The 22,321-nt window shown below is 68.6% G+C and carries 22 protein-coding genes; 17 read left to right on the top strand and 5 right to left on the bottom strand.

From position 1 onward, the window contains the following. The first annotated feature begins 7 nt into the window (after positions 1-7). The 9 genes from NR798_RS28065 to NR798_RS28025 all read left to right on the top strand — a co-directional run bounded on the left by NR798_RS28065 (position 8) and on the right by NR798_RS28025 (position 9,444). Complete coding sequence (locus NR798_RS28065) at positions 8-1,390, top strand: SBBP repeat-containing protein (RefSeq protein WP_375765581.1); 1,383 nt, start codon at positions 8-10, stop codon at positions 1,388-1,390. Between the two features lie 70 nt (positions 1,391-1,460). Then, on the top strand, positions 1,461-2,966 hold the full coding sequence (locus NR798_RS28060) for a S8 family peptidase (RefSeq protein ID WP_375765580.1): 1,506 nt from the start codon (positions 1,461-1,463) through the stop codon (positions 2,964-2,966). Between the two features lie 109 nt (positions 2,967-3,075). Continuing rightward, positions 3,076-4,155: a Hint domain-containing protein gene (locus NR798_RS28055; RefSeq protein WP_375765579.1), complete on the top strand. Its 1,080-nt coding sequence runs from the start codon at positions 3,076-3,078 to the stop codon at positions 4,153-4,155. 91 nt (positions 4,156-4,246) lie between these two features. Then, positions 4,247-5,620: an SBBP repeat-containing protein gene (locus NR798_RS28050; protein WP_375765578.1), complete on the top strand. Its 1,374-nt coding sequence runs from the start codon at positions 4,247-4,249 to the stop codon at positions 5,618-5,620. A 22-nt stretch (positions 5,621-5,642) separates the two neighbouring features. Beyond that, entirely contained in the window at positions 5,643-6,044 is a 402-nt protein-coding gene (locus NR798_RS28045; RefSeq protein WP_375765577.1) for a hypothetical protein, read from the top strand. After that, on the top strand, positions 6,044-6,619 hold the full coding sequence (locus NR798_RS28040) for a hypothetical protein (RefSeq protein ID WP_375765576.1): 576 nt from the start codon (positions 6,044-6,046) through the stop codon (positions 6,617-6,619). The genes NR798_RS28045 and NR798_RS28040 overlap by 1 nt, the downstream gene beginning before the upstream one ends. Positions 6,620-6,666: 47 nt before the next feature. Beyond that, complete coding sequence (locus NR798_RS28035; protein ID WP_375765575.1) at positions 6,667-7,548, top strand: PPC domain-containing protein; 882 nt, start codon at positions 6,667-6,669, stop codon at positions 7,546-7,548. Between the two features lie 12 nt (positions 7,549-7,560). Then, on the top strand, positions 7,561-8,526 hold the full coding sequence (locus NR798_RS28030; protein WP_375765574.1) for a GlxA family transcriptional regulator: 966 nt from the start codon (positions 7,561-7,563) through the stop codon (positions 8,524-8,526). A gap of 264 nt (positions 8,527-8,790) precedes the next feature. Continuing rightward, on the top strand, positions 8,791-9,444 hold the full coding sequence (locus NR798_RS28025) for a glutathione S-transferase family protein (RefSeq protein ID WP_375765573.1): 654 nt from the start codon (positions 8,791-8,793) through the stop codon (positions 9,442-9,444). A 69-nt stretch (positions 9,445-9,513) separates the two neighbouring features. Here the strand turns inward: NR798_RS28025 and NR798_RS28020 are convergent, their stop codons facing one another. From NR798_RS28020 to NR798_RS28010, 3 genes are all read right to left on the bottom strand, one after another. Beyond that, positions 9,514-10,455 (bottom strand): tetratricopeptide repeat protein, encoded by a 942-nt coding sequence (locus tag NR798_RS28020; protein ID WP_375765572.1) that lies wholly within the window; start codon positions 10,453-10,455, stop codon positions 9,514-9,516. Beyond that, positions 10,452-10,934: a cytochrome c-type biogenesis protein CcmH gene (locus NR798_RS28015; RefSeq protein ID WP_375765571.1), complete on the bottom strand. Its 483-nt coding sequence runs from the start codon at positions 10,932-10,934 to the stop codon at positions 10,452-10,454. Before NR798_RS28015 ends, NR798_RS28020 begins: the two co-directional genes overlap by 4 nt. 131 nt (positions 10,935-11,065) lie before the next feature. Continuing rightward, entirely contained in the window at positions 11,066-11,488 is a 423-nt protein-coding gene (locus NR798_RS28010; protein ID WP_375765570.1) for a helix-turn-helix transcriptional regulator, read from the bottom strand. A gap of 238 nt (positions 11,489-11,726) precedes the next feature. Here NR798_RS28010 and NR798_RS28005 point away from each other — a divergent pair, with 238 nt between their 5' ends. The 7 genes from NR798_RS28005 to NR798_RS27975 all read left to right on the top strand — a co-directional run bounded on the left by NR798_RS28005 (position 11,727) and on the right by NR798_RS27975 (position 19,200). Continuing rightward, positions 11,727-12,890 carry a serine/threonine-protein kinase gene (locus NR798_RS28005; protein ID WP_375765569.1) on the top strand — a complete coding sequence of 388 codons (1,164 nt, stop codon included), beginning with the start codon at positions 11,727-11,729 and terminating at the stop codon, positions 12,888-12,890. 69 nt (positions 12,891-12,959) lie between these two features. Continuing rightward, a complete protein-coding gene (locus NR798_RS28000; RefSeq protein WP_375765568.1) occupies positions 12,960-13,367 on the top strand; it encodes a (deoxy)nucleoside triphosphate pyrophosphohydrolase in 408 nt (135 codons plus the stop codon). A gap of 1 nt (position 13,368) precedes the next feature. Continuing rightward, complete coding sequence (locus NR798_RS27995) at positions 13,369-14,313, top strand: hypothetical protein (RefSeq protein ID WP_375765567.1); 945 nt, start codon at positions 13,369-13,371, stop codon at positions 14,311-14,313. A gap of 207 nt (positions 14,314-14,520) precedes the next feature. After that, complete coding sequence (gene ftsH / locus NR798_RS27990; protein ID WP_375765566.1) at positions 14,521-16,584, top strand: ATP-dependent zinc metalloprotease FtsH; 2,064 nt, start codon at positions 14,521-14,523, stop codon at positions 16,582-16,584. A gap of 112 nt (positions 16,585-16,696) precedes the next feature. Beyond that, on the top strand, positions 16,697-16,942 hold the full coding sequence (locus NR798_RS27985; RefSeq protein WP_375765565.1) for a hypothetical protein: 246 nt from the start codon (positions 16,697-16,699) through the stop codon (positions 16,940-16,942). A 50-nt stretch (positions 16,943-16,992) separates the two neighbouring features. After that, positions 16,993-17,613: a nucleotide exchange factor GrpE gene (locus NR798_RS27980; RefSeq protein ID WP_375765564.1), complete on the top strand. Its 621-nt coding sequence runs from the start codon at positions 16,993-16,995 to the stop codon at positions 17,611-17,613. A 138-nt stretch (positions 17,614-17,751) separates the two neighbouring features. Continuing rightward, positions 17,752-19,200: a trypsin-like peptidase domain-containing protein gene (locus NR798_RS27975; RefSeq protein ID WP_375765563.1), complete on the top strand. Its 1,449-nt coding sequence runs from the start codon at positions 17,752-17,754 to the stop codon at positions 19,198-19,200. Positions 19,201-19,212: 12 nt separating this feature from the next. Here the strand turns inward: NR798_RS27975 and NR798_RS27970 are convergent, their stop codons facing one another. Continuing rightward, the gene (locus NR798_RS27970; protein WP_375765562.1) at positions 19,213-19,869 is read right to left on the bottom strand and encodes a DUF6066 family protein; all 657 of its coding nucleotides are present in this window, start codon (positions 19,867-19,869) and stop codon (positions 19,213-19,215) included. Positions 19,870-20,051: 182 nt separating this feature from the next. Between NR798_RS27970 and NR798_RS27965 the strand changes: the two genes are divergently transcribed. After that, positions 20,052-20,417, top strand: a complete 366-nt coding sequence (locus NR798_RS27965; RefSeq protein WP_375765561.1) for a PilZ domain-containing protein — start codon at positions 20,052-20,054, stop codon at positions 20,415-20,417. 78 nt (positions 20,418-20,495) lie between these two features. Here NR798_RS27965 and NR798_RS27960 read toward each other — a convergent pair whose 3' ends face one another. Continuing rightward, entirely contained in the window at positions 20,496-22,046 is a 1,551-nt protein-coding gene (locus NR798_RS27960; RefSeq protein ID WP_375765560.1) for a Glu/Leu/Phe/Val dehydrogenase, read from the bottom strand. Positions 22,047-22,321 lie beyond the last annotated feature (275 nt).

Genomic DNA, 22,321 nt, shown 5'->3' with positions numbered 1-22,321 from the left:
GCCGGTCATGGGTACACGTAAGGGGTTCATCTTCACCATCGCCCTGGGCTCGCTCGCGGTGGGGTGCGGCCAGGAGCAGCAGCAGCAGGAGGACGCGGCCAGCACGCGCTCCCTGTCGCGTATCTCCCAGCGCTCCATCGACGGGTGGATCGTCCTCGGTCTCCAGACCGGCACGGGCCGGGATGACGAGTTCCTCGGCCTGGCGCTGAACGAGCGGAGCGAGGTCTACGTCTCCGGCTACGAGGGGGGCGTCACGGGCATCTCGAATGTCGAGCCGGCCGGGGACGCGCGCGGGCTGATCGTCCGCTACGACCCCTACCTGGACGAGTACATGGAGACCCGGTTCAACATCAACGCGCTCGGGACGGCGGAGGTCATCGAGGCGCTGACCGTGGATCCGGCGAGCCAGGAGGTGTACTTCGCGGGCAGGACCACCGGCTCGTTCGCGGGCATCCAGAACCAGGGCCAGTTCGACAACCTCGCGGGCTGGATCGACGGCACCGGAACCCCCCGCCTCTTCCAGTGGGGGACCGCCAAGCCCCAGCATCCGCGGAAGATCGCCCTCGCTCCCGACAAGAAGATCATCGTCAGCGGTTACGACGACATCTACATCCCCAGCAACTACGTGGAGTCGGTGGAGGATCCCTTCATCACCAAGCTGGAGCGGACCACCACGGGGGGGATGCAGCACCTCTGGACGAAGCAGTTCAACACGGGCTGGGTGGATCTGCTGCCCGGCATGACGCTGGATGACTCGGGCAACATCTACGTGACGGGCTCGAACTCCGCCGGAACCAGCCGCGGGATGTTCGTGCGCAAGTACGACTCGAGCGGCACCCAGGTCTGGAACGAGCGGCAGAGCACCATCTCGTTCGACTCGGCGGCGTCCGTCTCGCTGACGGGGCCGGTGGGCACCCGCTCGATCATCTTCGCCGGCTCGACGTTCTCCCTGCTCGGGGAGCGCCAGTACGGAGAGCAGGACGTGGTGGTGCGCAAGCTGAGCCTCTCGGGAGGCCCGGCCCTCTGGACGCGCCAGTACGGCACCACGGGCAGCGAGTGGGTGACGGACATGGCGACGGATCCCCAGGGCAACATCTACGTGGTGGGGGAGACCACCGGGCAGTTCGATCCGGAGATCCCCAACCAGGGTGGGGCGGACATCTTCCTGATGAAGCTGGATCCGGACGGGATGAAGCCGGACGTGCTCCAGCTGGGCTCGTCGGGGGATGATCACCCCTCCAGTGTCATCACGGACGCCTGTGGAAACGTGTACGTCGCTGGCTACACCACGGGCAGCCTGGCGGGAGGCGACCATCTCGGAGGGCGGGATGCCTTCGTGATGAGGGTAACGCCCCCGAATACGCCGTGCTTCACGACGGGCCTGCCGTAGGTAGGCGGCGCCCCGGACACATCCGGTCATTCACATGGAAGTCTCGCAGGAAACCCAGAAGGGAGAAGTCATGAAGAACGTGAAGAAGGCAGTGCTCACGGCGTGCATGACCGCGGTGGCGTGTGGTCCCACCGGGGAGCAGCCGGCCGCCGAGGTGAACAACCTGGTCACCCGCACCCAGGGGCAGTTCCTCAAGGCCGCGGAGCCCATCTCGGGCGAGTACATCGTCGTCCTGAAGGAGAAGCCGGGCGTGGCGGCGGCGGACATCCGCACCACGGCGGCCTCGCTGGCCGGCCAGCACTCGGCGCAGGTGACCATGACGTACGAGCACGCGCTGCGCGGTTTCGTCATCCGCGCCACCGAGGCGCAGGCCCGGGCGCTGGCCAACAACCCGCAGGTGGAGTACGTGCAGGAGAACGGCGTCGCCCGGCTGAACGCCACGCAGTACAGCCCTCCCTCGTGGGGCCTGGACCGCGTCGATCAGGACAGCCTGCCGCTGGACGCCCAGTACTCGTATGACTCCGACGCGTCCAACGTGCACGTGTATGTCATCGACACCGGCATCCGTGACACCCACACCGAGTTCGAGGGCCGTGCGGACCGCGTCTTCGACAGCATCAACGACGGGCAGAATGGCAATGACTGTAACGGCCATGGCACGCACGTGGCTGGCACGGTGGGCGGCAAGACGTTCGGCGTAGCCAAGAAGGTACGGCTGCACGGCGTCCGCGTGCTGAGCTGCTCCGGTTCCGGCAGCTACGCGGGCGTGATCGCCGGCGTGGACTGGGTCACCGGCAATGCGCAGAAGCCGGCCGTGGCCAACATGAGCCTGGGCGGCGGCGCCTACCAGGCGGTGGACGACGCGGTCTCCCGCTCCGTCGACTCCGGCGTCGTCTACGCCGTGGCCGCGGGCAACAGCAGCCTCGACGCGTGCAACAGCTCGCCCGCCCGCGCCCCGAAGGCCATCACCGTGGGCGCCACGGAGAGCAGCGACGCCCGCGCTCCGTACTCCAACTACGGCCCCTGTCTGGACATCTTCGCTCCGGGCTCCGGCATCACCTCGGCGTGGATCGACTCGGACACGGCGAGCAACTCCATCAGCGGCACCTCCATGGCCTCGCCGCACGTGGCGGGCGCGGCGGCGCTGCTGCTGGCCAAGGGCGTCACCGCGGCGAACGTGCCGGCGGCCCTGGTGAGCAACGCGGGCGCGGGCAAGGTGGGCAACCCGGGCGCCGGCTCGCCCAACTACCTGCTCTACACCGGCTCGCGCGGCGGTCTGCTCAATGGCGTTCCCCTGGCGGGGCTCGGCGACGCGGCGGGCGGCCAGAAGAACTACTTCATGGACGTGCCGGCCGGCCTGTCCCGGGTGACTTTCACCATCACCGGCGGCTCGGGTGATGCGGACATGTACGTCCGCTACAACGCCATCCCGACCACGTTGGAGTACGACTGCCGGCCGCTGCGTAGCGGCAACGAGGAGGTGTGCACCATGTTCAACCCCTCCCCGGGCCGTTGGCACGTGCAGCTGCGTGCCTACAGCAACTACGCCAACCTCACGCTGAAGGGCAATTACTAGTCCCCGAGCGTGCTGTCCCAGTCGCGGGCCATGCCCCCCCCAGCCCTGCTCGAGGGGGCATGGGCCGCGCCTGTGAACCCGTAGTCCCTCACTGAATGGAGGCAATTCGATGAAGTTCCAATCCAAGCATCTGCTCACCCTGGTGGGGGCCCTGACCTGTTCGGTGACGGCCAGCGCCACTCCCATCCTGCAGCAGCGGTGCAGCTCTGACAGCCTCGACATCTACAAGGCGGCGGACCGTATCGAGTGGGCCCGCAAGTGCGGCCTCGTCAACAACTCGGGCGGCACCGGGGCGTTCTTCGACACGGGGATGATGGCCGCCAACGGCGGGCAGCTCTACGACTACTCCGAGCTCCAGGTGGGGCCCTACGGGCGTCTGTACTCCGGAGATCTCCAGGGCTACGACGTCAACTCCACGTACGTGTTCTCGCTCTACCTGAGCGCGAACAGCACCCAGAGCGTTGACACGCTGGGCTTCTACAAGTGGACGCGGCCGGACCTGCGCAAGCGGGCGCGCCCGCTGTACCCCACCTTCGGAACCTCGCCGGACATCAACTCGGGCGCCCAGATCTTCCCGCACCCGACGCTGGCCAACTGCACGCTCTACTCGGATCCCAACGGCATCACCCCCGTGGGCGCCTTCTACGTGAACGGGTACTGCGAGGCGAGCTGCTACGCCCCGGATCAGAAGGTGCTCTTCTCCGACGGCCCGCAGTCCATCCGCGATGCCCGCCTGGCCATGCGCGAGGACCTGGTCACGCTGACCAGCGACTCGACGCTGGACACCATCAAGCTGGAGAACAGCCAGACCTACAGCTTCACCGAGGAGATCCGCGACGCCGATCACACCCTCGTGGAGATCACCACCCAGTCCGGCGGCAAGCTCCGCGTGACCGAGGAGCACCCGGTCATCCAGGGCGAGGGCCGCATCGTGCAGGCCCAGACGCTGAAGGTCGGTGACGAGCTGGTGAAGGTGGACGGCAGCCACGATCCCATCGTGGACGTCCAGAAGACCCGGTACTTCGGCAAGGTGTACAACGTGCGTCCCGTCTCCGAGGACCTCGTGAACAACATCCTCGTGGCCGAGGGCTACCTGGTGGGCTCGTCGCGGTACCAGAACGATGACGTGGCCTACATCAACCGCATCATCCTGTACCGCTCGCCCGTTCCCGAGAGCGTCCTCCCGTAGCCGGTAGCGGGATTGCATCATCCCCCGTGATGCGGACCCGGCGGGAACTGCCACCGGGTCCGTGTCGGGGACCAACATGAGGAAAGGTTCGATGTCTCTTCGAATGGGCGTGGTGTTGACGTGTGGGTTGCTGACCGCGGGCCTGGGGGGTTGCAAGGATCCGGGGGACGGTGGCGGTGGCGACGGAGGCGTGCCCTCCTCGTGCATCCGCTGGAGCTCCGACGGAATGTCGTGGGGTACGGACGCGTACGATGAGCTGATCGACGTGGCCATCGACGGCAAGGGCAACGTCTACATGGCCGGCTATGACAACGGCACCGTGGGCCAGGAGAACGTGGAGCCGTCGGGCAACGCGCGGGGCGTGTTGCTGAAGATCGAACCGGACGGGCTGGACGAGATGGGCATGGAGGCGCCCTGGAGCCATGTGATCGATACCGCGGGCTCCGACGTCATCGAGGCCCTCACCGTGCACCCGGGGACGGGAGAGGTGCTCTTCGCGGGCCGGACCCGCGGTTCCCTCCCGGGCTTCCAGAACCAGGGCCAGTACGATCTCTTCATCGGTGCGCTCAGCGAGACCCAGGCGCCCTCGGTGCTGTTGCAGACCGGGACGGAGCGTCCGCAGCATCCGCGGCGGATCGGCGTCGATGGCAAGGGAGACATCGTCGTCAGCGGGTATGACGACATCTACATCCCCAGCAACTACGTGGATTCGTGGGAGGACCCCTTCGTCGCCAAGTTCCACCGGGAGGGCCAGTCGCTGACCGGCGTCTGGACGAACCAGTTCAACTCCTCCTTCCCGGATCTGCTCAACGGCCTGGCCGTGGAGACGAAGGGCGAGTCGTCCATCTATGTCTCGGGAGCGAACCTCGCCGGTGCCAGCAAGGGCATGTTCGTGGGGAAGCTGACGGCGGACGGCAAGCCGCTCTGGTTCAAGCTGCAGTCGCAGATCGCCGTCGACATGGCCCAGGCGGTGCAAACCCTCTCGGACGGGAACGTGCTCTTCGCCGGCTCGACGTTCGCGAAGCTGGGAGACCGCGCCTACGGCCAGCAGGATGTCGTGGTGCGCAAGCTGGACGCGCAGACGGGGGAGCCGCTGTGGACGAAGCAGTATGGCTCGCTGGAGTCCGAGTGGGTGACGGACATGGCGCTGGACGCCGAGGGCAACATCTACGTGGTGGGCGAGACGCTGGGCTCCTTCGAGCAGGGCTACACCCACCGGGGCGAGTTCGATGTCTTCATGCTCAAGCTCGATCCGAACGGCAACCTCCTCTACATCAAGCAGTGGGGCACCGAGGGGGATGATCACCCGTCCGCCGTCGCCGTGGACACGTGTGGGCGCATGGTCGTCGCGGGCTACACGACGGGGGGAGCCGCCGCCGGCCACGGCCGGGACGCGCTGGTGATCACCGCCTCGAGCGGCTCGTCTCACATCCAAGGCGGAGTTGGAGAGCAGTCGGAGCCCTGACGGGTCCGGGAGGAAGGACAACATGGTGCGTATGATGAAGACGAGGGGCGCGGTGGGCGTGGCAGTGGCCCTTGTTGGACTCCTGCTGCCCCTGTCCTCGAAGGCGGGCGCGCAGGATACGACGTTCGCGTACTGCTACAAGTCGGGCGACGGCTCGGGCTACTGCTACGGCAACTTCCAATCCTTCCGGCTGCATTCGGATTCCTCCACCTACGTCAGCTTCATCGAGTACGCCTCGGGGACGAAGTACTTCCAGGGGTGGTGGCCAGGCGTTGGCGTCGTGTCCTGTGTGCCCAACGCCACGGTCGTCACGTTGTGGCCGCGTGTCATGCTCCACGAGGGCTTCTTCAACATCCAATGGGACACCGCGGGGAACTGCCACACGCTCGTCCTCAACAACGGCTCCCACCACTCGACCTTCTGATGGCCCGGAACGTCTTGTCATACGTGGGGTGGGGGGGCCTGGTCGCGTGGGCCCTGGCGGGCAGCGCGGGGGTGCTCGTGCTGCGCGGCCAGGGCGAGGAGCAGGCCCGGCGGCTCGAGGTGCTGGAGCGGAGCGTGGCGGAGCTGCGCCAGTCGCGGGGGGCCGCGGAGCCGGCCCGTGTCACGCTCGCCCAGCCCGCTCCCGAGGGTGCACGGGACTCCGGAGAGGCGCGGAGCCCCGGGCTGTCCGAGCAGGAGTTGGAGGCCCTCGCCCTCCGGGTCGCGGAGCTGCTGGAGGGCGCGCGGGGGCCCGGAGCCAACGGAGCGGGTGGCACGTCGGAGCCTCGGGTGACACGCAACCCCGAGCAGCAGGCGGCCCTCCACCGCGCCAACGAGCGGGTGGAGCACGTGCTGGCGCGGGGACGTCTGTCGCCCGAGGACGTGTTGGGCCTCCGGCGCGAGATGGCGCCTTTCGAGGGAACGGCCGAGGCGGAGGCTCTCCGCAAGCGGCTGGCGGTTGCCCTCAATCAGGGCAGGTTGATTCCAGACAATCCGAGGGAGCCCTTGTTGCCTTGAGCAGTGCCCGAGGAAGGTTCACGGATTTTCCATGAGGTCGAGCCGTCATGAGAAGGTGGAATCCAGGTCCGAAGCCGTGGCTGGCGGCGATGTTGCTGCTTCCCTTCGCGGCTCTGTCCCAGACAACACTCGGGCTGCGGTGTGACACCGAGCGTATTCCGGCGGATCTGGCCGAGGCCCGGCTGGAGTGGATGCGCCGGTGCGCGCTGTTGACGCATGTGGGCAATACCAGCCTGGCGGCCAACACCGGCATGAGGGCGCTCGATGGCAACCCCATGTTCGATTACACCGAGCCGGCGGACTATCTGGGGACCAACTCCTATACGGGGACCGTGGAAGGCTCTCAAGTCAACCAGAGCTATCTGTCGCTGCTGTACCTGAGCGGTTCGAGCCATCAGATTCCCGACCCGAATGGCTACCTGAAGTGGACCAACGCGGCGGCGCGCAAGAAGCAGCGCCCCCAGTATCCGGTGTACGGCAGCCATTACGACATCAACTCGGGGGTGAAGCTCTACCCGCATCCCACGCTGTCCACCTGCACGCTCTACACGGACACCAACGGTGTCAACGCGGCCAGCACTTTCTACGTGAGCGCCTATTGTGACGCGGACCCCGTGCTTCCCCTGGCTCCCAGCGTCGCGGTGGGCTCCCTGTCCGACACCGGAGGCGGGCGGAAGTACTACTCGGTCACCGTTCCGGCGGGAGTGACGAGCGTGGTCTTCGAGACGGGTGGAGGCACGGGGGACGTGGATTTGTATGTCAAAGCGGGCTCCTCGCCGACCTTCACCTCCTACGGCTGCCGTCCCTACATCGGAGGCAACACCGAGGTGTGTAGCTTCAGCGCTCCAACCCCCGGTACCTGGTACGTGATGCTGCATGCCTGGTCGAGCTACAGCGGGGCCTCGCTCACCACGCGTTTCTCTTATTGAGGTGGTAGAGCTTTGAAGATCGCGGTCCTGGCATTCCCGGGAGTCCAACTGCTCGATATCATCGGGCCGCTCGATGTGTTCGCGGAGGCGTGCCGGCAGCTCGGCGCGCCCCACGTCTACGAGCCGTGTGTGATTGGAGTTGGCCCCGGACCCATCGTCGGCTCGTCCGGGCTCCAGCTGCTGCCGGACACGACCATCGCGGACTCCGACGAGAGCCTGGATACGTTGCTGGTGGCGGGCGGGCACGAGCTGGAGCCCCTCATGGCGCCAGCGGTGCTGGAGTGGCTGAGGCGGCGTGTGTCCACCACCCGGCGGTATGGCTCGGTGTGCAGCGGCGTCTTCGCGCTCGCCCAGGCGGGGCTGCTCGAGGGGCGCCGGGTCACCACGCACTGGCGCATGGCGAAGAGGCTCGCGGTCGGCTTTCCCTCCCTCACGGTGGACGTGGATCGGCTCTATGTGCGGGATGGGCCGGTGTGTAGCTCCGCGGGCGTGACGGCCGGGATGGACCTCGCGCTCGCCCTGGTGGAGGAGGATCACGGGCGGGAGGTGGCGCGCCAGGTGGCCCGCCAGCTGGTGATGTTCCTGAAACGTCCTGGAGGACAATCCCAGTTCAGCGCGAATCTCACCGCGCAGGTGGGGGAGTGCTCGGCCATCCAGCAGGTGCAGGCCTGGGTGCTCGGGAATCTCGCGGAGGAGCTGTCCATACCCAGGTTGGCCCGCCGGGCCGCGATGAGTCCGCGCAACTTCGCGCGTGTGTTCCGGCGCGAGACCGGAAGCACTCCCGCGGACTTCGTGGAGGCCGCTCGCCTGGACGCCGCGCGCCGGCTGCTCGAGGAGACGGGGAGCCCGCTGAAGCAGATCGCCGCGGAGTGTGGCTTTGGTGACGTCAACGGGTTGCGCCGGGCCTTCCTGCGCCAGCTGGCGGTGACCCCGGCCGAGTACCGGAGACGGTTCCAATCGGAGCCACGCGCCGCGTAGGGGGAAGGGCCTGGTCCCCACGCACCCGAGCTGCGGCGCCTGCTGGTGTACGCCCAGTCCGTGCCCGCGTCACAGCTCGGCCTGGCCCAGGCGGCGAAGCATTGCGCCCTGTCGCCCCGCTACCGGCAGCTCTTCGGGGATGTGCGGCCCGCGCGGCTCGCGGGCTGAGGTGCCCCGGCCCTCAATGGATGGCAAGCCGCCCTTCGGCGACATATGGTCCGGCTTGATTGCTGCGCGGGCAGGGCGCCCCAACCGGAGCGAACGATGACCATCACCATCACCGCCTTCGAACAGTCCCCCGACCAGGGGCAGGGACAGGCGCGTGACATGCGGGTGCGCTGGGCGCTGGAGGAAGTAGGCCAGCCCTACAACGTCCGTCTCGTCTCCTTCCAGGCGATGAAGGAACCCGCGCATCTCAGCCGTCATCCCTTCGGCCAGATCCCGACCTATGAGGAAGGCGACCTCGTCCTCTTCGAATCCGGGGCCATCGTCTTCCACATCGCCCAGCGCCACGCGGGCCTGCTGCCGGACGATGCGAACGCCCGGGCGCGCGCGATCGTCTGGATGTTCGCCGCGCTCAGCACGGTGGAGCCGCCCATCGTCGAGCTCGAAGCCGCCACGCTCATCGAGCGCGACAAGCCCTGGTTCGCCGACCGCCTGCCGCTCCTCGACGAACGCATCCGCAAGCGGCTGGACGAGCTCTCCGCTCGCCTGGGCGACGCTGAGTGGCTCGACGGGGCCTTCAGCGCCGGCGACCTCCTGATGGTGACGGTGCTGCGCCGCTTGGAGGGCGACGGGATCCTGGAGGACTATCCGAGCCTCTGCGCCTACGTCGACCGCGGCAAGGCGCGGCCCGCCTACAAGCGGGCCTTCGCCGCCCAACTGGCCGTCTTCACGGGCGCCCCACACCGCGGCTGAAACAAGGCCGCGCCCAGGCTCAGCGACCCTGGCGGTGACGGGATTCGACCCCGCCGGGGTGGCCCTGCTCTACCGGCCCAGCTCGCCGCGCAACTGCTGGATGGCGGCGAGCAGCGGCGGCGGGTGCATCTCGTTGGGGACCTCCACGGCGAAGCGCTCGAAGTGCTCCAGGGCCTTGGCCTTGTCGCCCTTCTGGAGCGCGATGGAGCCCAGGAACAGCAGCGCCTCCTGCGCGTCCGGGTACGTGTCCACCAGCATCATCAGCTCCTGCTCCGCGCCGGCCTCGTCCCCGCGCACGGCCTTGAGCACGCTCATGTGCACCCGCAGCTCCACGCTGAACGGATCCAACGCCAGCGCGCGCTGGGTGACGCGGTGCGCCTCCTCGAACATCCTCCGCCGGATCAGCTCGTGGCTCAGCAACGCCGCCGCGTCCAGATCCGCCGGGTTGTTCCGCAGGCGCTCCATCGCCTGCTCCAGGTCCGGATCCTCCTGCGGCTGCTGGGCATTGGCGCCCGCGTTGGCGCCCATGCCCGGAGGCACCTTGCCCGTGGCGGCGGCGTCCTCGCCCCGCGGCAGCTGATTGGACACCAGCGTGTAGCTCAGGATGGCGAAGAACAGCACGACGCCTCCGCCCCACATCGCGCCCTTGAGCTGCGGCGAGAGGCCGCCCGTGGACACCGGCGCCTCGCGCCGCGTGCCGGGAGACTCCTGCGTGGCCCCGTGCTTCTTCTGGTGCTCGGCCCGGGCGCGCAGCGCCGACGCGGCCTCCAGCTCCAGCCGCTTGCGCTCCGACTCGTAGCGCTCCGGCTCCAGGGCGTGCTTGTCCGCCGCCAGCTCCTTGAGCTGCTCGATGAGGGACTGATAGCGCCGCTCCAGATCCTCGAGCGCCCCCTCCTTCGCCTCCGGCGCGGGTGCACCGCCCTTGCGTGTCAGGAGGAACAACACGGCGGCGATGAAGCCCACCGCGAGCACGACGAGGCCAGGCGTCCAGTTGGTGGTGGTCGGGTTCATTGATCCAGCTCCCGGCGCACGGCCGCGAGGTAGGGGTCCTCGGAATCGGTGGAGGCGGGGGCCGCCTTGGGGGCAGAGGCCGCCGGAGCGTCCGAGGCGGGATCACGCCGCACCTGCCGGTAGATGACGAAGGCGCCGCCCATCAGCAGCAGCACCGGGCCCAGCCACACGAGCGGGTTCTCGGCCAGCTTGGGCTGCAGCAGCACCCACTCGCCGTAGCGGGCCACGAAGTAGTCACGGACCTCCTGGTCCGACTTCCCCTCGGATACGAGCTCGCGGATCTTGTCGAGCTGGGCGCGGGCCATGGACGAGGGGCTGTCCGCGACGGAGAGGCCCTGGCAGACGGCGCAGCGCAGCTCCTTGCCGAGCGTTTGCACGCGGGCCTCGAGGGCCGGCGCGAGGGGTTCACTTCCAGCCTGCTGGGGCGCGTACTGCCCCGAGGCGAGAAAGAGGGTGAGCGTGAGGAGGGCAGCTGTCATGGGGTGGCCGGAATCCGGCTCACCTACCTAGCGCCCCGGGCCGGGTGTTGCCCAGGGAAACCCGAGGGTAGGAGGGCGGACCCACCCCCGCCCGCCCGCTCCCCGGGCACCCGAGGCCACCCGGCGGTGGCCTACTCGGCCGACGAGGAGGGGTCAGGCGAGGAGCGGCCGTGCCGCATGAGCCTCAGGCGCAAGAGGCCGGTGGCCATCAGGCTGAGCAGGCGGAACTCGGCCGGCTCCAGCCGCTTCACGGTGCGGACCAGGCGGCGGATCTCTCCCGGCTCCTCGACGGGACGGGGGGCGGGCTCCTTGGTCCAGAAGTTCTCCTGCGCGGGGGTCAGCCCCAGCAGCACGTCCGAGGGGATGCGCAGGGTCTCACAGAGCTTCTTCAGGGTGGGGACGCTGGGCAGCATGCCGCCGCGCTCCAGCCGTCCGTAGACCTCGGTGGCGAGACCTACCCGCTCGGCCACGTCCTCCTGGGTGAGATTGGCCCGGACCCGAGCCGCCCGGGCCGCTGTCCCGATGGTCCCAGCCAGTCCTCGTGGGAGTGCCATGCCGTGCGATCCTGAGAAAGAAGTGGAAGGCGCAGGGCCCGGAACATCCGGGCCTACGTGACTTCTAAGATAACCGGAAAAGTGGTGACTTCAAGAGTCATGTGTGAGGGAGACACGACTTTCGAGGTCACAAGCAGAACGTCCGCCCTGGCACCTCCCCGACATCGTTCTTGGTGCTTCGTGGGGCGCATGTTTACCTTTCGAGTCAGCCAGCGGATACCCCCAAGGAGTGCTTCACATGTCGATTCGGACGACCCCTGAGACAACCCCCCCGCGAGAGACCCACCCGGTGGTGTTCGATGCCGGGATGGTGAGTTACGAGCTGGTTCGCTCGTTGGGCCAGGGCCATCACGGGGAGCTGTTGCTCACGCGCCAGCGTTACCACGACGGCGCCGGAGGCTACACCGTTCTCAAGCGGCTCAACCGCGTGGTGCGGCAGGAGGACTACCAGCGGCTGGTGGAGGAGGCGCGCCTGGGAGGGCAGTTGCGCCACCCCAACATCGTCTCGGTGGAGCTGCTCGGGGGCACCCCGGACGCGCCGCTGCTGCTGGTGGAGTACGTGGAGGGCCGGCCCCTGGGTGACCTGATGCGTCTGGCCGTGCGCGCGGGCCGCTCCGTCTCGGAGGCCTTGGCCTGCCATGTGACCTCTGAGGTCGCGGATGGTTTGCACTACGCGCACGCCCTCCTGGACGAGAAGGGCCGCCACCTGGGCATCGTCCACCGGGACGTGACGCCCCAGGGCATCCTCCTGGGCCGGCATGGAGAGGTGAAGCTGATGGACTTCGGCGCGGCCTGGTCCCGGCTCGAGGGGCGCATCTCCACCGAGGGCGACAGCGACCTGGGCAACCTCGCCTACAGCTCCCCCGAGCGCGCCATGTTGGATCAACTGGATGGGCGCTCGGATCTGTTCTCGCTGGGGCTGATCCTCCTGCAACTGCTCACCGGTGAGCACCTGCTGCACGCCGCCGCGCGCCACGAGGCGGAGCTGCTCAGCCGCCAGTTGCGTGCGCGGGGGGATGGCCGCGTGCCGGGCCTCGAGGAGCTGAGCGCCTCGCGCACCGGCGAGCTGATGAAGCGCATGCGCCAGCTCAGCTCCCAGCACGTGCAGGCGGCGACGCGCTCGCTGCCGGAGGGGTTGCGGCCCATCGTCCACCGGGCGCTCGCCCCGCGGCGCGAGGACCGTTATGCCACGGGGGCGGAGCTGGCCCAGGCGCTCCGTGATCACCTGTGGAACTCAGGCCTGCGGTACGGACGGGCCGAGCTGGTGGCGGAGGTCTCCGCGCTCACCCAGGCCGCCCTGGAGGACCTGGAACAGCCCGCCGGCACCCCGAAGCGGGGCAGGGGGGCGGCGTCCCGGGGCCGCCGAGGTGGGTCTGGAAGTAGACCTGGAAAGGCGTCCTGAGGCTTGGCCTGGGCCCCCGGGCCGTGTTAGTCCGCCCCCCTTCGTGCTTCCGTGAGAAGGAGTCCGGAAATGGCTCGCCGTCATATCCGCGTCGTCGGCGCGATGCTTCAGAACGCCGAGGGGCGCTACCTCATCACCCAGCGCCCGCCCAAGGCCACGCTGCCGCTGCTCTGGGAGTTCCCCGGAGGCCGTGTTGAGGAAGGGGAGGCGGACGAGCGGGCCCTCGCCCGGGAGATCCGCGAGGAGATGGGCGTGGAGGTGGAGGTGCTGGAGCAAGCCCTCCACACCCATCACGACTACCCCACCTACGACATCGATTTCCGCGTCTACCGCTGCCGGCTCACCAGCCCCGAGTCGGCCATCCAGCACCTGCGCGTGCACGATCACCGCTGGGTGACGCTGGAGGAGATGGCGAAGTACCAGTTCCCCGACGCGGACGCGAAGACGTTGGCCAAGCTGCTGGGCCTGGAAGCCTGACGTGGCTCCTCGTCGAGCCCTGGTGCTCGCGGGGCTGTTGCTGGGGGCCTGCACGACGAAGAAGCCCTCCAGCCCGGAGGCTTCCACCGCGGCCGCCGATCCGCGCTACCCGCCCGCCGAGGGCATGCCCGGCTGTCGGCTCTATGGGGAGCCCCGGAAGATCGGCCAGGTGCCGCTGGAGCTGGCCGAGCTGTCCGGGCTGGCCGCCAGCACCCGGCACGAGGGGGTGCTGTGGGCCCACAACGACTCCGGCAACTCCTTCCGGCTCTTCGCCCTCGACATGTCCGGCAAGGTGCTCGCCACGGTGACGCTCACCGGGCTCGAGCCGAAGGACGGGCCGAGGATGGACCTGGAGGACATCGGCCTGGGTCCGTGCGCCTCGGGCGAGACGCGCTCGTGCCTCTACCTGGCGGACACCGGTGACAACTTCGAGCGCCGGCCGCAGGTGCGCATCTTCCGCTTCCCCGAGCCGGAGGTGGCCGACGCCTCTGTCGCCGTGGAGACACTGGCCTTCACCTACCCGGACAGGCCGCATGACGCCGAGTCACTCCTTGTAGAAGCGGGCACGGGCCGGCTGGCGGTCATCACCAAGGAGCGCGGCTCGCTAGGCGAGGTGTTCGCGCTGGACGGGCTGGCGCCGGGCACGGTGGCGAAGGCCACGCACATGGGCACGCTGCACGCCCCCGGAGACGTGGACTACCGAACCACCTCGGCGGCGCTCCATCCGTCCGGCCAGCGGCTGTTGCTGCGCACCTATACCCGCGTCTGGGAGGTGCGCCGTCCCGGAGCCTCGCGGTGGGAGGAACTGGTGCAGGGCGAGGTGGTGGAGGTGCCCGGCCCCAGCCAGGCCCAGTCCGAGGCCATCACCTGGTTGCCCGGTGGCCGCTCCTTCGTGCTCGGCTCCGAGTTCGCCGGCCAGTTCATGTACCGGGTGGACTGCCGCTGATCGGAGTCCCCGGCTGGCACGTGTTCGCTGCCGGGCATTGCCCTGGTCCGGATGCACGAGCGCTGTTCCGGCGTTACCACCATTACCTAGCTGTATCGGGCATGCCGGGTTGACCGGCGGGCGAGTGTGAACATCTTTTGCCCGCGGAGCAGTCGTACCACGTACCACCAGGGGTACGTGTCATGGGGGAGGGGGAGTGCGTCGACGATGAAGCCTCAGAACACCACACCGCCGGGGATGAGCCCGCGCGGAAAGAAACAGGAAAAGCCTCAGCCTCCTCCCGCCAACAAGGGGTTCAGGTTCGGCTCGCCGCTGGGCTACATCCTTCTGCTCGTGCTGGGCTTCATGCTCTTCCGGAACGTCTTCACGGACGCTGGCGTGCAGCGCAAGAGCTACAGCGAGTTCCGCTCGGCCATCGAGGAGAACAAGTTCTCCAAGGTGCAGGTCGCGCCGGACTGGGTGAAGGGTTACCTCAAGGACAGCGGCACGCCTCGCACCACCGGCACCCCCTCGGGTGGGGCCGAGCGCCTGCGCCCCGAGCTCAGTGATCTGCCGTGGATGGCCTACCGCGTCCAGGGGGACGAGCAGCTCGTGCCCCTGCTGGAGCAGCAGGGTGTCCCCTATGAGGCGGTGGTTCAGTCCGGCTTCAGCGATGTGCTGCTGATCTGGCTGGTGCCGCTGGGCCTCGCCTTCCTCTTCTGGAGCTTCATGATGCGGCGGATGGCCGGAGGCATTGGCCAGGGTCCGCAGAGCGTCATGAGCTTCGGGAAGACGCGCGCCAAGGTGCAGGCCGAGGCCGACACCGGCGTGGGCTTCAAGGACGTGGCGGGCGTGGACGAGGCGGTCGACGAGCTGCGGGAGATCGTCGAGTTCCTCAAGACGCCGGAGAAGTTCCGCCGGCTGGGTGGCCGAATCCCCAAGGGCGTGCTGCTGGTGGGCCCTCCGGGAACGGGCAAGACGCTGCTGGCCCGCGCCGTCGCGGGTGAGGCGGGGGTGCCCTTCTTCAGCCTCTCCGGCTCCGAGTTCGTGGAGATGTTCGTCGGCGTAGGCGCCGCCCGGGTGCGCGATCTGTTCGCCCAGGCCACCGCCAAGGCCCCGTGCATCATCTTCATCGACGAGCTGGACGCGATCGGCAAGAGCCGCAACGCGGGAGTCGCCGGTGGCCATGACGAGCGCGAGCAGACGCTCAACCAGCTCCTGGCGGAGATGGATGGCTTCGACAGCCGCGCCGGCCTCATCATCCTGGCGGCCACCAACCGTCCGGAGATCCTCGACAGCGCGCTCATGCGTCCGGGCCGTTTCGACCGGCAGGTGCTGGTGGACCGGCCGGACAAGCGCGGCCGCGAGCGGGTGCTGGAGATCCACTCCAAGGGCGTGAAGCTGGGGCCGGACGTGGACCTCAAGTCCATTGCCTCGCGTACCCCGGGCTTCGCGGGCGCCGACCTGGCCAACGTGGTGAACGAGGCGGCCCTGCTCGCCGCGCGCCGCAACCGCGACTTCGTCATGCGTGCCGACTTCGAGGAGGCCATCGAGCGCGTGGTGGCCGGTCTGGAGAAGAAGAACCGCCGGATGAACGAGCGCGAGAAGGAGATCGTCGCGCACCACGAGGCCGGCCACGCGGTGGTGGGGTGGATGCTGCCCAACGCGGAGCGGGTGACGAAGGTGTCCATCATCCCCCGAGGCATCGCCGCGCTGGGCTACACCATGTCCCTGCCGCTCGAGGACCGCTACCTCATGTCCTTCGACGAGCTGCGCGACAAGATGGCCTCGATGATGGGCGGGCGCGCCGCCGAGGAGATCTTCATCGGCGAGGTGTCCACCGGTGCCTCCAACGATCTGAAGCAGGCCACGGAGATCGCCAAGCTGATGGTGCGCGACTACGGCATGAGCTCACTGGGGCCCGTGGCCCTGGGGGCCGAGCAGAATGCCTTCCTGCGCTCGGCCGGCGGTCCGGAGATGCGCACCTACTCGGAGCAGACGGCGCGGATGGTGGACGATGAGATCCGCAAGATGGTGACCGAGGCGCTCGACCGGGCCCGTCAGGTGCTCACCACCCATCGCGACAAGGTGGAAGCCCTGGCTGCCCGGCTGCTCGCCACCGAGGTGGTGGACGAGGATGAGATCCTCCGCCTCCTCGGGCCCAAGGCCACCGCGGAACGGGGCCTGCTGCACCCGGAGGCCCGTCAGGTCATCTCCGCCCACCCGGTGGGTGCTGACGAGACGCCTCCGCCTGGGGCCCAGCACTCCAGCGGGAAGCTTCCGGACGCCTGAGCCTCCGGGCGCTCGCCCGCCTGCTTACTGGCCTTGCCTTCGCCCTTTCACGCCGCATGTTCTGCGGTGTTGGAAGGGCGAAATTATGTTGCCCGGGAAGGAGGGAGAGGCCGTGGAGAATAGAATCGGGAAGAGTTATACGGCGCGGAAGGCACTCTTCGCCAAGGGACTGCGAGAGGGCCGGCTGTCGGTGCAGGAGATAGAGAAGGCCCTGCCTGCGGGCACACTCACGGCGGCCGAGCGGTGGTTGCTGTACTACTCGCTGCGGGCCGCCCAGGTGGAGATCATCGACGAGGTGACGGGCCAGGTGGATCACGGCTTCATGTCGGATCAACCCTCCGTGCCCGCCGAGCACTAGTTCCGCCGTCCGAGCGTTGACACATCTCCGGGGCTGGTTACGTTCGCCGCATGAACGGCAATCCCCGGACAGAAGGCGCGTCCCAGGACACGCAGGCCCAGGAGGCCGCCGCTACGGCTGCGCCCGAGACGTCCACCGAGCAGCAGCAGCCGTCGGCCCAGGAGGCCGCGCCCGCGGTGGATGCGGAGAAGCAGCGGTTGGAGGCGGAGTTGAACGCGGCCCGGCGCCGTGTGGACCAGCTCGCTCGCGCCTACCAGGAGCTGGAGAAGGACCGCGAGGAGTTCAAGCAGCGCCTCACCCGCGAGCGCGAGCGGATGATGGACGTGGAGCGCGGCAACGTGGCCACCACGCTGCTGGAGGCGGTGGACGAGCTGGACCGCTCCCTGGCGATGAGCGGGGGTGACGTCTCGTCGCCCCTGGCGCAGGGCGTGAAGATGATCCGTGACGGGCTGCTCTCCAAGCTGCAGCAGTCGGGCATCGAGCGCATCAAGGTGGTGGGCCTGCCGTACGATCCCAACACGGCCGAGGCCACGGACATGGAGATCACCACCAACCCGGACGAGGACCAGAAGGTGGTGGCCGAGGTCCGGGCGGGCTACCGCCTGAAGGATCGGATCATCCGTCCGGCCCGGGTGAAGGTGGCGAAGTACGTCGCCCCCGCCCAGGCCTGAAGCAGCACCATCGGTGTTCCCTCTCCCTCTGGGAGAGGGGTAGGGTGAGGGCTTCCCCCCTCGCCCCGCCGTGCCTGGACACGGATCCAGACAATCCTGGGAAATAGGCGGCGGGAGTGGCTGTTCGAGCCCATCGCCATGGCCCGTGTCGTGAATCCCCGGTCTCCCTCCCTCTGCTCCCTCCTGGCGCTGCTCTCGCTGGTGCTCGTCCCCACCGCACGAGCCCAGCAGGGAGCGCTCGCGCCGTGGCTCGAGGCCCGGGCGCGGGAGCATGCGGCTTGGGCCGAGGACTCCAACCGGGTGCAGAGCGGCCCCATGGGGCTGTGGCGCGAGTGGGCCGCCAAGGAGCCGATGCTGCCGGGCTTCGTCCCGCCCACGTCGCTGGCGCCGCTGATCCGCGCGGTGGAGGCGGGCGTGGTGAACATCAATGTCATGGGGGCGGTCAACCCGCTGCGGGGCGCGACACGCTCGGCGAGTGGCTCGGGCTTCATCCTCACCCCGGACGGGCTGGTGGTGACGAACAACCACGTGGTGGCGCGCGAGGACGAGGCGGCGAGCGAGATCATCGTGCGCCTGTCGGATGGGCGCGAGTTCTACGCCGAGGTGGTGGGCCGCGACGCGTCCACGGACGTGGCGCTGCTGCGGCTGCTGGGCAAGGGCATGGGCGGGCTGCCGGCGGTGTACCTGGGAGACTCGGACCGGATGGAGGTGGGGGACTGGGTGGTGGCCATCGGCAACCCCTTCGGCCTGGACCACTCGGTGTCGCACGGGATGATCTCCGCCAAGGAGCGGGTGATCGGCGTGGGCCCCTTCGACGACTTCATCCAGACGGACGCGCTCATCAACCCGGGCAACTCGGGCGGGCCGCTCTTCAACATGCGCGGCGAGGTGGTGGGCGTGAACACGGCCATCATCACCGAGGGGCAGGGCATCGGCTTCGCGGTGCCCATCAACATGGTGAAGGATCTGCTGCCCAACCTGCGCAAGAACGGCCAGCTGCAGAAGGGCTGGCTGGGCGTGGTGATCGACGAGGAGCCGCAGGTGGGTACGCGGACCGCGGTGGTGAAGCAGGTGTACGCGGGCAGCCCGGCGGCGCAGGCGGGCATCCGCCCCGGAGACCAGGTGGTGGGGGTGAATGGGAAGCAGGTGGACTCGTTCCAGCAGCTGCTGCGCCGGGTGGCCATCATGGCGCCGGGCTCCGAGGCGAAGCTGACGCTGCTGCGGGATGGCGTGTCGCAGGAGGTGCAGGTGAAGCTGACCGCCCGTCCGGCGCAGGAGGTGCTGGCGGCGATGAACAGCCCCGGCAACCTGGGAGAGCTCGGCCTGGTGCTGCGGGACGTCACCCCCGAGGTGGCCGCCCCCATGGGCCTGGAGCCCTACGCGGGGGTGCTGGTGTCGGGGGTGTTGCCGCGCAGCCCGGCGGCGAACGCGGGGCTGCGGACGGGAGACGTGGTGACGGAGGTGAACCGCCGCAAGGTGAAGGACGTGGCGGCGGTGAAGGGGGCGTTGGAGAAGGGCGCGGGCGCCTCGGTGCTGCTGCGCGTGCACCGCGGGGACGTGCAGCAGTACGTCGCGCTGAAGCCCTGAGCCCCCGGGCGCCTACTTCTTCTTGCCCTTCTTGCCCCCCCCGGCGGCGGCCCCCTCGGCGAACCACAGGCCGAGCGGCTCGCCCGTGCGCGCGTGCGTGAGGAGGATGGCCTCCACGCGCGCCGCGACGCCCTGGAGCTTCCCCAGGCCCTGCTTGCGCGGCAGCGTCCACACCCCCTGGGGCGTGAAGACGATCTGCGCGCGGATCTGCCGGGCGCTGAAGAGGCGCAGGTAGTCGGTGGCGGCCCACCCCTCGGGGGTGGTGCCGGTGATGCGGATGAGGGGCAGCAGCGGGTTGCCCGCCGAGTCCGTCTGCGTGGGCGTGCCCTGGGTGAGGGCGTAGGAGCCGCCCGGGAAGGAGGGGACGACCTGGATGGTGTAGTTGCCGCTGCCGGGCTGGTACGGGCCGGGGCTGAGCATGGTCGCCGCCTCCTCGCCGACGATCATGTAGAGCTTGCGGCCGCCGTACTTCCCGCGGAACGCCTCGGCGTCGCTGCGGCACGACGGGCTGACGAACACGCCCGAGCACTCGCCGATGTACTTGTCCAGGAACGTCGAGAGGCTGCCCAGGGCCTCGGCCTGATCCCTCAGTTGGGCGAAGCGCGCGTCCACGTCCGCCAGGGCGAGCGTGGGCAGCAGGAGCAGGGCGGCCAGGAAGAGTCGTCTCACGGTGGGCTACTCCAGGAAGAAGGGATGGGCAGAGTGCCACCCCCCAGTGCTTCCGGGCACTCCGGAGATGGGTACGTGGTGGTACGTGCTGGTATGTGGCGGTATGGGTTGGTGGAGATTTTGACTACATGTCCGCACCATGTAGTTTCTCTCCCACCTTCCCCCCTACCCGGAGGCTCCGGTTGGCACCACAGGTCCAGGTTCGAGAGCGGCGTTCCCACCTTCGTTTCGACAAGGTCTTCACCATCTACCTCTCGACGGAGGGGGGGCTGAGCCGGGGCATCGGCCGCAACATCAGCGCCCAGGGCATGTTCGTGGAGACGCGGGAGCAGCTGTCGCTGGGCGAGCGGTTGAAGGTGACGTTCGCCGGTGAGGACGGCACGGAGATGACGTGCCTGTGCGAGGTGCGCTACCAGGTGGCGCTGGCGTACGGGCGCAAGGACGGGCGCGAGGGCAACAGCCGCGGCGTGGGCCTGCGGGTGGTGGCCTACGAGGTGGCGGAGGATCAGCCGCTGTTGCTGGTGGCGCGCGAGCGGGTCATGCACTGAGCAGCGCCGGGGGATGGAAAAGCGAAAGGGCACGGCCGCCAGGAGCAGCCGTGCCCTTCGTGCTTCAGGGGGAGGGGCTTACTGCGAGAAGCCCTCGAGGAGGTAGTGGGCCTCGATGCGCTTGAGCGCGAGGATCATCGCGGCGCAGCGGGGATCCACTTCCTTGCCGATGCAGAACGGACGGCTGTCGTGCGTGTCCGAGCGGCGGGCCTGGTTGCGGGAGATGTCGCGGATGATGCGGTAGTTGCGCTTCATCGCGTGCTCGAGGCGCTGGTTGACCTCGGCCTCGCTCCAGCGCTCCATGCGCTTGTTCTGGATCCACTCGTAGTAGCTCACCGTCACGCCGCCGGCGTTGGCGATGATGTCGGGGATCATGTCGATGCCGCGCTTCTGCAGGACGCGATCGGCCTCGGGAGTGGTGGGGCCGTTGGCGCCCTCGGCGATGAGCTTGACCTTGAGGCGCTCGGCGACGTCGGCGGTGATCTCCCCACCCAGGGCGGCGGGGATGCAGATGTCCGCGGGGACCTCCCAGAAGTCCTTCTTCTCGATCTTCTGGGCGCCGGCGAACCCGAGCACGCTGCGGCGCAGGTTCTTGGGATCGTTGACGTGGGCGATGAGGGCGGGCACGTCGATGCCGTCGCCGTTGAAGAGGGTGCCGTCGGCGTCGTTCACCGCGAGCAGGCGGGCGCCCATCTTCTGGAGGATGGCGGCGCCGTGGCTGCCCACGTTGCCGAAGCCCTGGAGGGTGAAGGTCTTGCCCTTGAGGGTCTCACCCTTCTCGGCGAAGTAGTCCTCGATGCAGAAGGCCACGCCCTGGCCGGTGGCGGCCGCACGGCCCTCGGAGCCGCCGATGCGCACGTCCTTGCCGGTGACGATGCCGCGCAGGTTGTGCCGCTCGCGCTCGCCGTCCGAGTACTGGCGGTACATGAGCGCCATGATGTCCCCGTTGGTCCCCACGTCGGGAGCGGGGATGTCGATGTTGGGGCCGATCAGGCTCTTGAGCCGGTACATGAAGCGCAGGGTGATGTTCTCCAGCTCCTCGCGGCCGTACGAACGCGGGTCGATCTGGATGCCACCCTTGCCACCGCCGAAGGGAACCTCGGAGATGGCGGTCTTCCAGGTCATCTCGGCGGCGAGCGCCTTGAAGAGATCCAGGGAGACCTCGCGGTGATAGCGGATGCCGCCCTTGTAGGGGCCGCGGGCCTGGTTGTGCTGGACGCGGTAGGCCTTGAAGCGCTGCGACTCGCCGGGGACGAGCTGGTAGACGTTGCCGTCCGGCAGGCGCAGGTGGCCGCGGCTGATGTTCACGTCCGAGCCCAGCAGGGCGCGGCCGTTGAGGATGATCTTCCCATCGGCCAGGCGCTCGAGACCCTCGGGGTTGCGCACCTGGGTGACGGAGAGGTTGGCGAAGTCACGCGCCTGCTCGGGGGCGAGCGGCACGAGGCGATCCTTCAGCTTCGCCGTGACGTAGAAGATGTGCTCGTAGTCGGGCTCCTCGAGCTCGAGCCGAACGCGCTTGTCCAGGCCGATCAGATCGGCGGCGCGATGGAAGATCTCCATCGCCTCCGTGTAGACGGTGCGCTTGGGCGTCGGGGCCGGGGCGCGCATGAAATTCTCTTCGCTGGCCATGTGAAAAATCGCTCCTTGGGGATAGGCGATTGTTGAGTAAAGGCGAGGCCCTTATGCGCATAGGCCCCCCATGAGGTCAACCGCCGGGCTGCCTTGTTGGAATCCAAACTTTCAGTTCTTTCAGGTAGTTAGCCAACGCGGCGTGTCATTCACGCCGGGTGCTCGACGGCATGCTCTGCGGGGCTGGGCGCGGAGGGGGAGGAGGGGGCAGGGGGTGGGACGAAAGAAGTGCTTGCCCTGGTGGGAGCCGCGTGTTACTTCGCGCCCATCTTTCG

Source organism: Archangium gephyra (assembly GCF_042230915.1).
In the GTDB taxonomy this organism is placed as follows: Bacteria; Myxococcota; Myxococcia; order Myxococcales; family Myxococcaceae; genus Archangium; species Archangium gephyra_B.
This window is presented reverse-complemented; position numbering and strand designations above follow the sequence as displayed.

What these genes read in the sequence shown, in the direction of transcription:
- NR798_RS28025 (WP_375765573.1), top strand. Translation starts at nt 8,791, where the DNA reads ATGACCATCACCATCACCGCCTTCGAACAGTCCCCCGACCAGGGGCAG.
- NR798_RS27960 (WP_375765560.1), bottom strand. Translation starts at nt 22,046, where the DNA reads ATGGCCAGCGAAGAGAATTTCATGCGCGCCCCGGCCCCGACGCCCAAG.
- NR798_RS28040 (WP_375765576.1), top strand. Translation starts at nt 6,044, where the DNA reads ATGGCCCGGAACGTCTTGTCATACGTGGGGTGGGGGGGCCTGGTCGCG.
- NR798_RS28020 (WP_375765572.1), bottom strand. Translation starts at nt 10,455, where the DNA reads ATGAACCCGACCACCACCAACTGGACGCCTGGCCTCGTCGTGCTCGCG.
- NR798_RS27975 (WP_375765563.1), top strand. Translation starts at nt 17,752, where the DNA reads ATGGCCCGTGTCGTGAATCCCCGGTCTCCCTCCCTCTGCTCCCTCCTG.
- NR798_RS28035 (WP_375765575.1), top strand. Translation starts at nt 6,667, where the DNA reads ATGAGAAGGTGGAATCCAGGTCCGAAGCCGTGGCTGGCGGCGATGTTG.
- NR798_RS28005 (WP_375765569.1), top strand. Translation starts at nt 11,727, where the DNA reads ATGTCGATTCGGACGACCCCTGAGACAACCCCCCCGCGAGAGACCCAC.
- NR798_RS27980 (WP_375765564.1), top strand. Translation starts at nt 16,993, where the DNA reads ATGAACGGCAATCCCCGGACAGAAGGCGCGTCCCAGGACACGCAGGCC.
- NR798_RS28050 (WP_375765578.1), top strand. Translation starts at nt 4,247, where the DNA reads ATGTCTCTTCGAATGGGCGTGGTGTTGACGTGTGGGTTGCTGACCGCG.
- NR798_RS28065 (WP_375765581.1), top strand. Translation starts at nt 8, where the DNA reads ATGGGTACACGTAAGGGGTTCATCTTCACCATCGCCCTGGGCTCGCTC.
- NR798_RS28010 (WP_375765570.1), bottom strand. Translation starts at nt 11,488, where the DNA reads ATGGCACTCCCACGAGGACTGGCTGGGACCATCGGGACAGCGGCCCGG.
- NR798_RS28060 (WP_375765580.1), top strand. Translation starts at nt 1,461, where the DNA reads ATGAAGAACGTGAAGAAGGCAGTGCTCACGGCGTGCATGACCGCGGTG.
- NR798_RS28045 (WP_375765577.1), top strand. Translation starts at nt 5,643, where the DNA reads ATGGTGCGTATGATGAAGACGAGGGGCGCGGTGGGCGTGGCAGTGGCC.
- NR798_RS28015 (WP_375765571.1), bottom strand. Translation starts at nt 10,934, where the DNA reads ATGACAGCTGCCCTCCTCACGCTCACCCTCTTTCTCGCCTCGGGGCAG.
- ftsH (WP_375765566.1), top strand. Translation starts at nt 14,521, where the DNA reads ATGAAGCCTCAGAACACCACACCGCCGGGGATGAGCCCGCGCGGAAAG.
- NR798_RS28000 (WP_375765568.1), top strand. Translation starts at nt 12,960, where the DNA reads ATGGCTCGCCGTCATATCCGCGTCGTCGGCGCGATGCTTCAGAACGCC.
- NR798_RS28055 (WP_375765579.1), top strand. Translation starts at nt 3,076, where the DNA reads ATGAAGTTCCAATCCAAGCATCTGCTCACCCTGGTGGGGGCCCTGACC.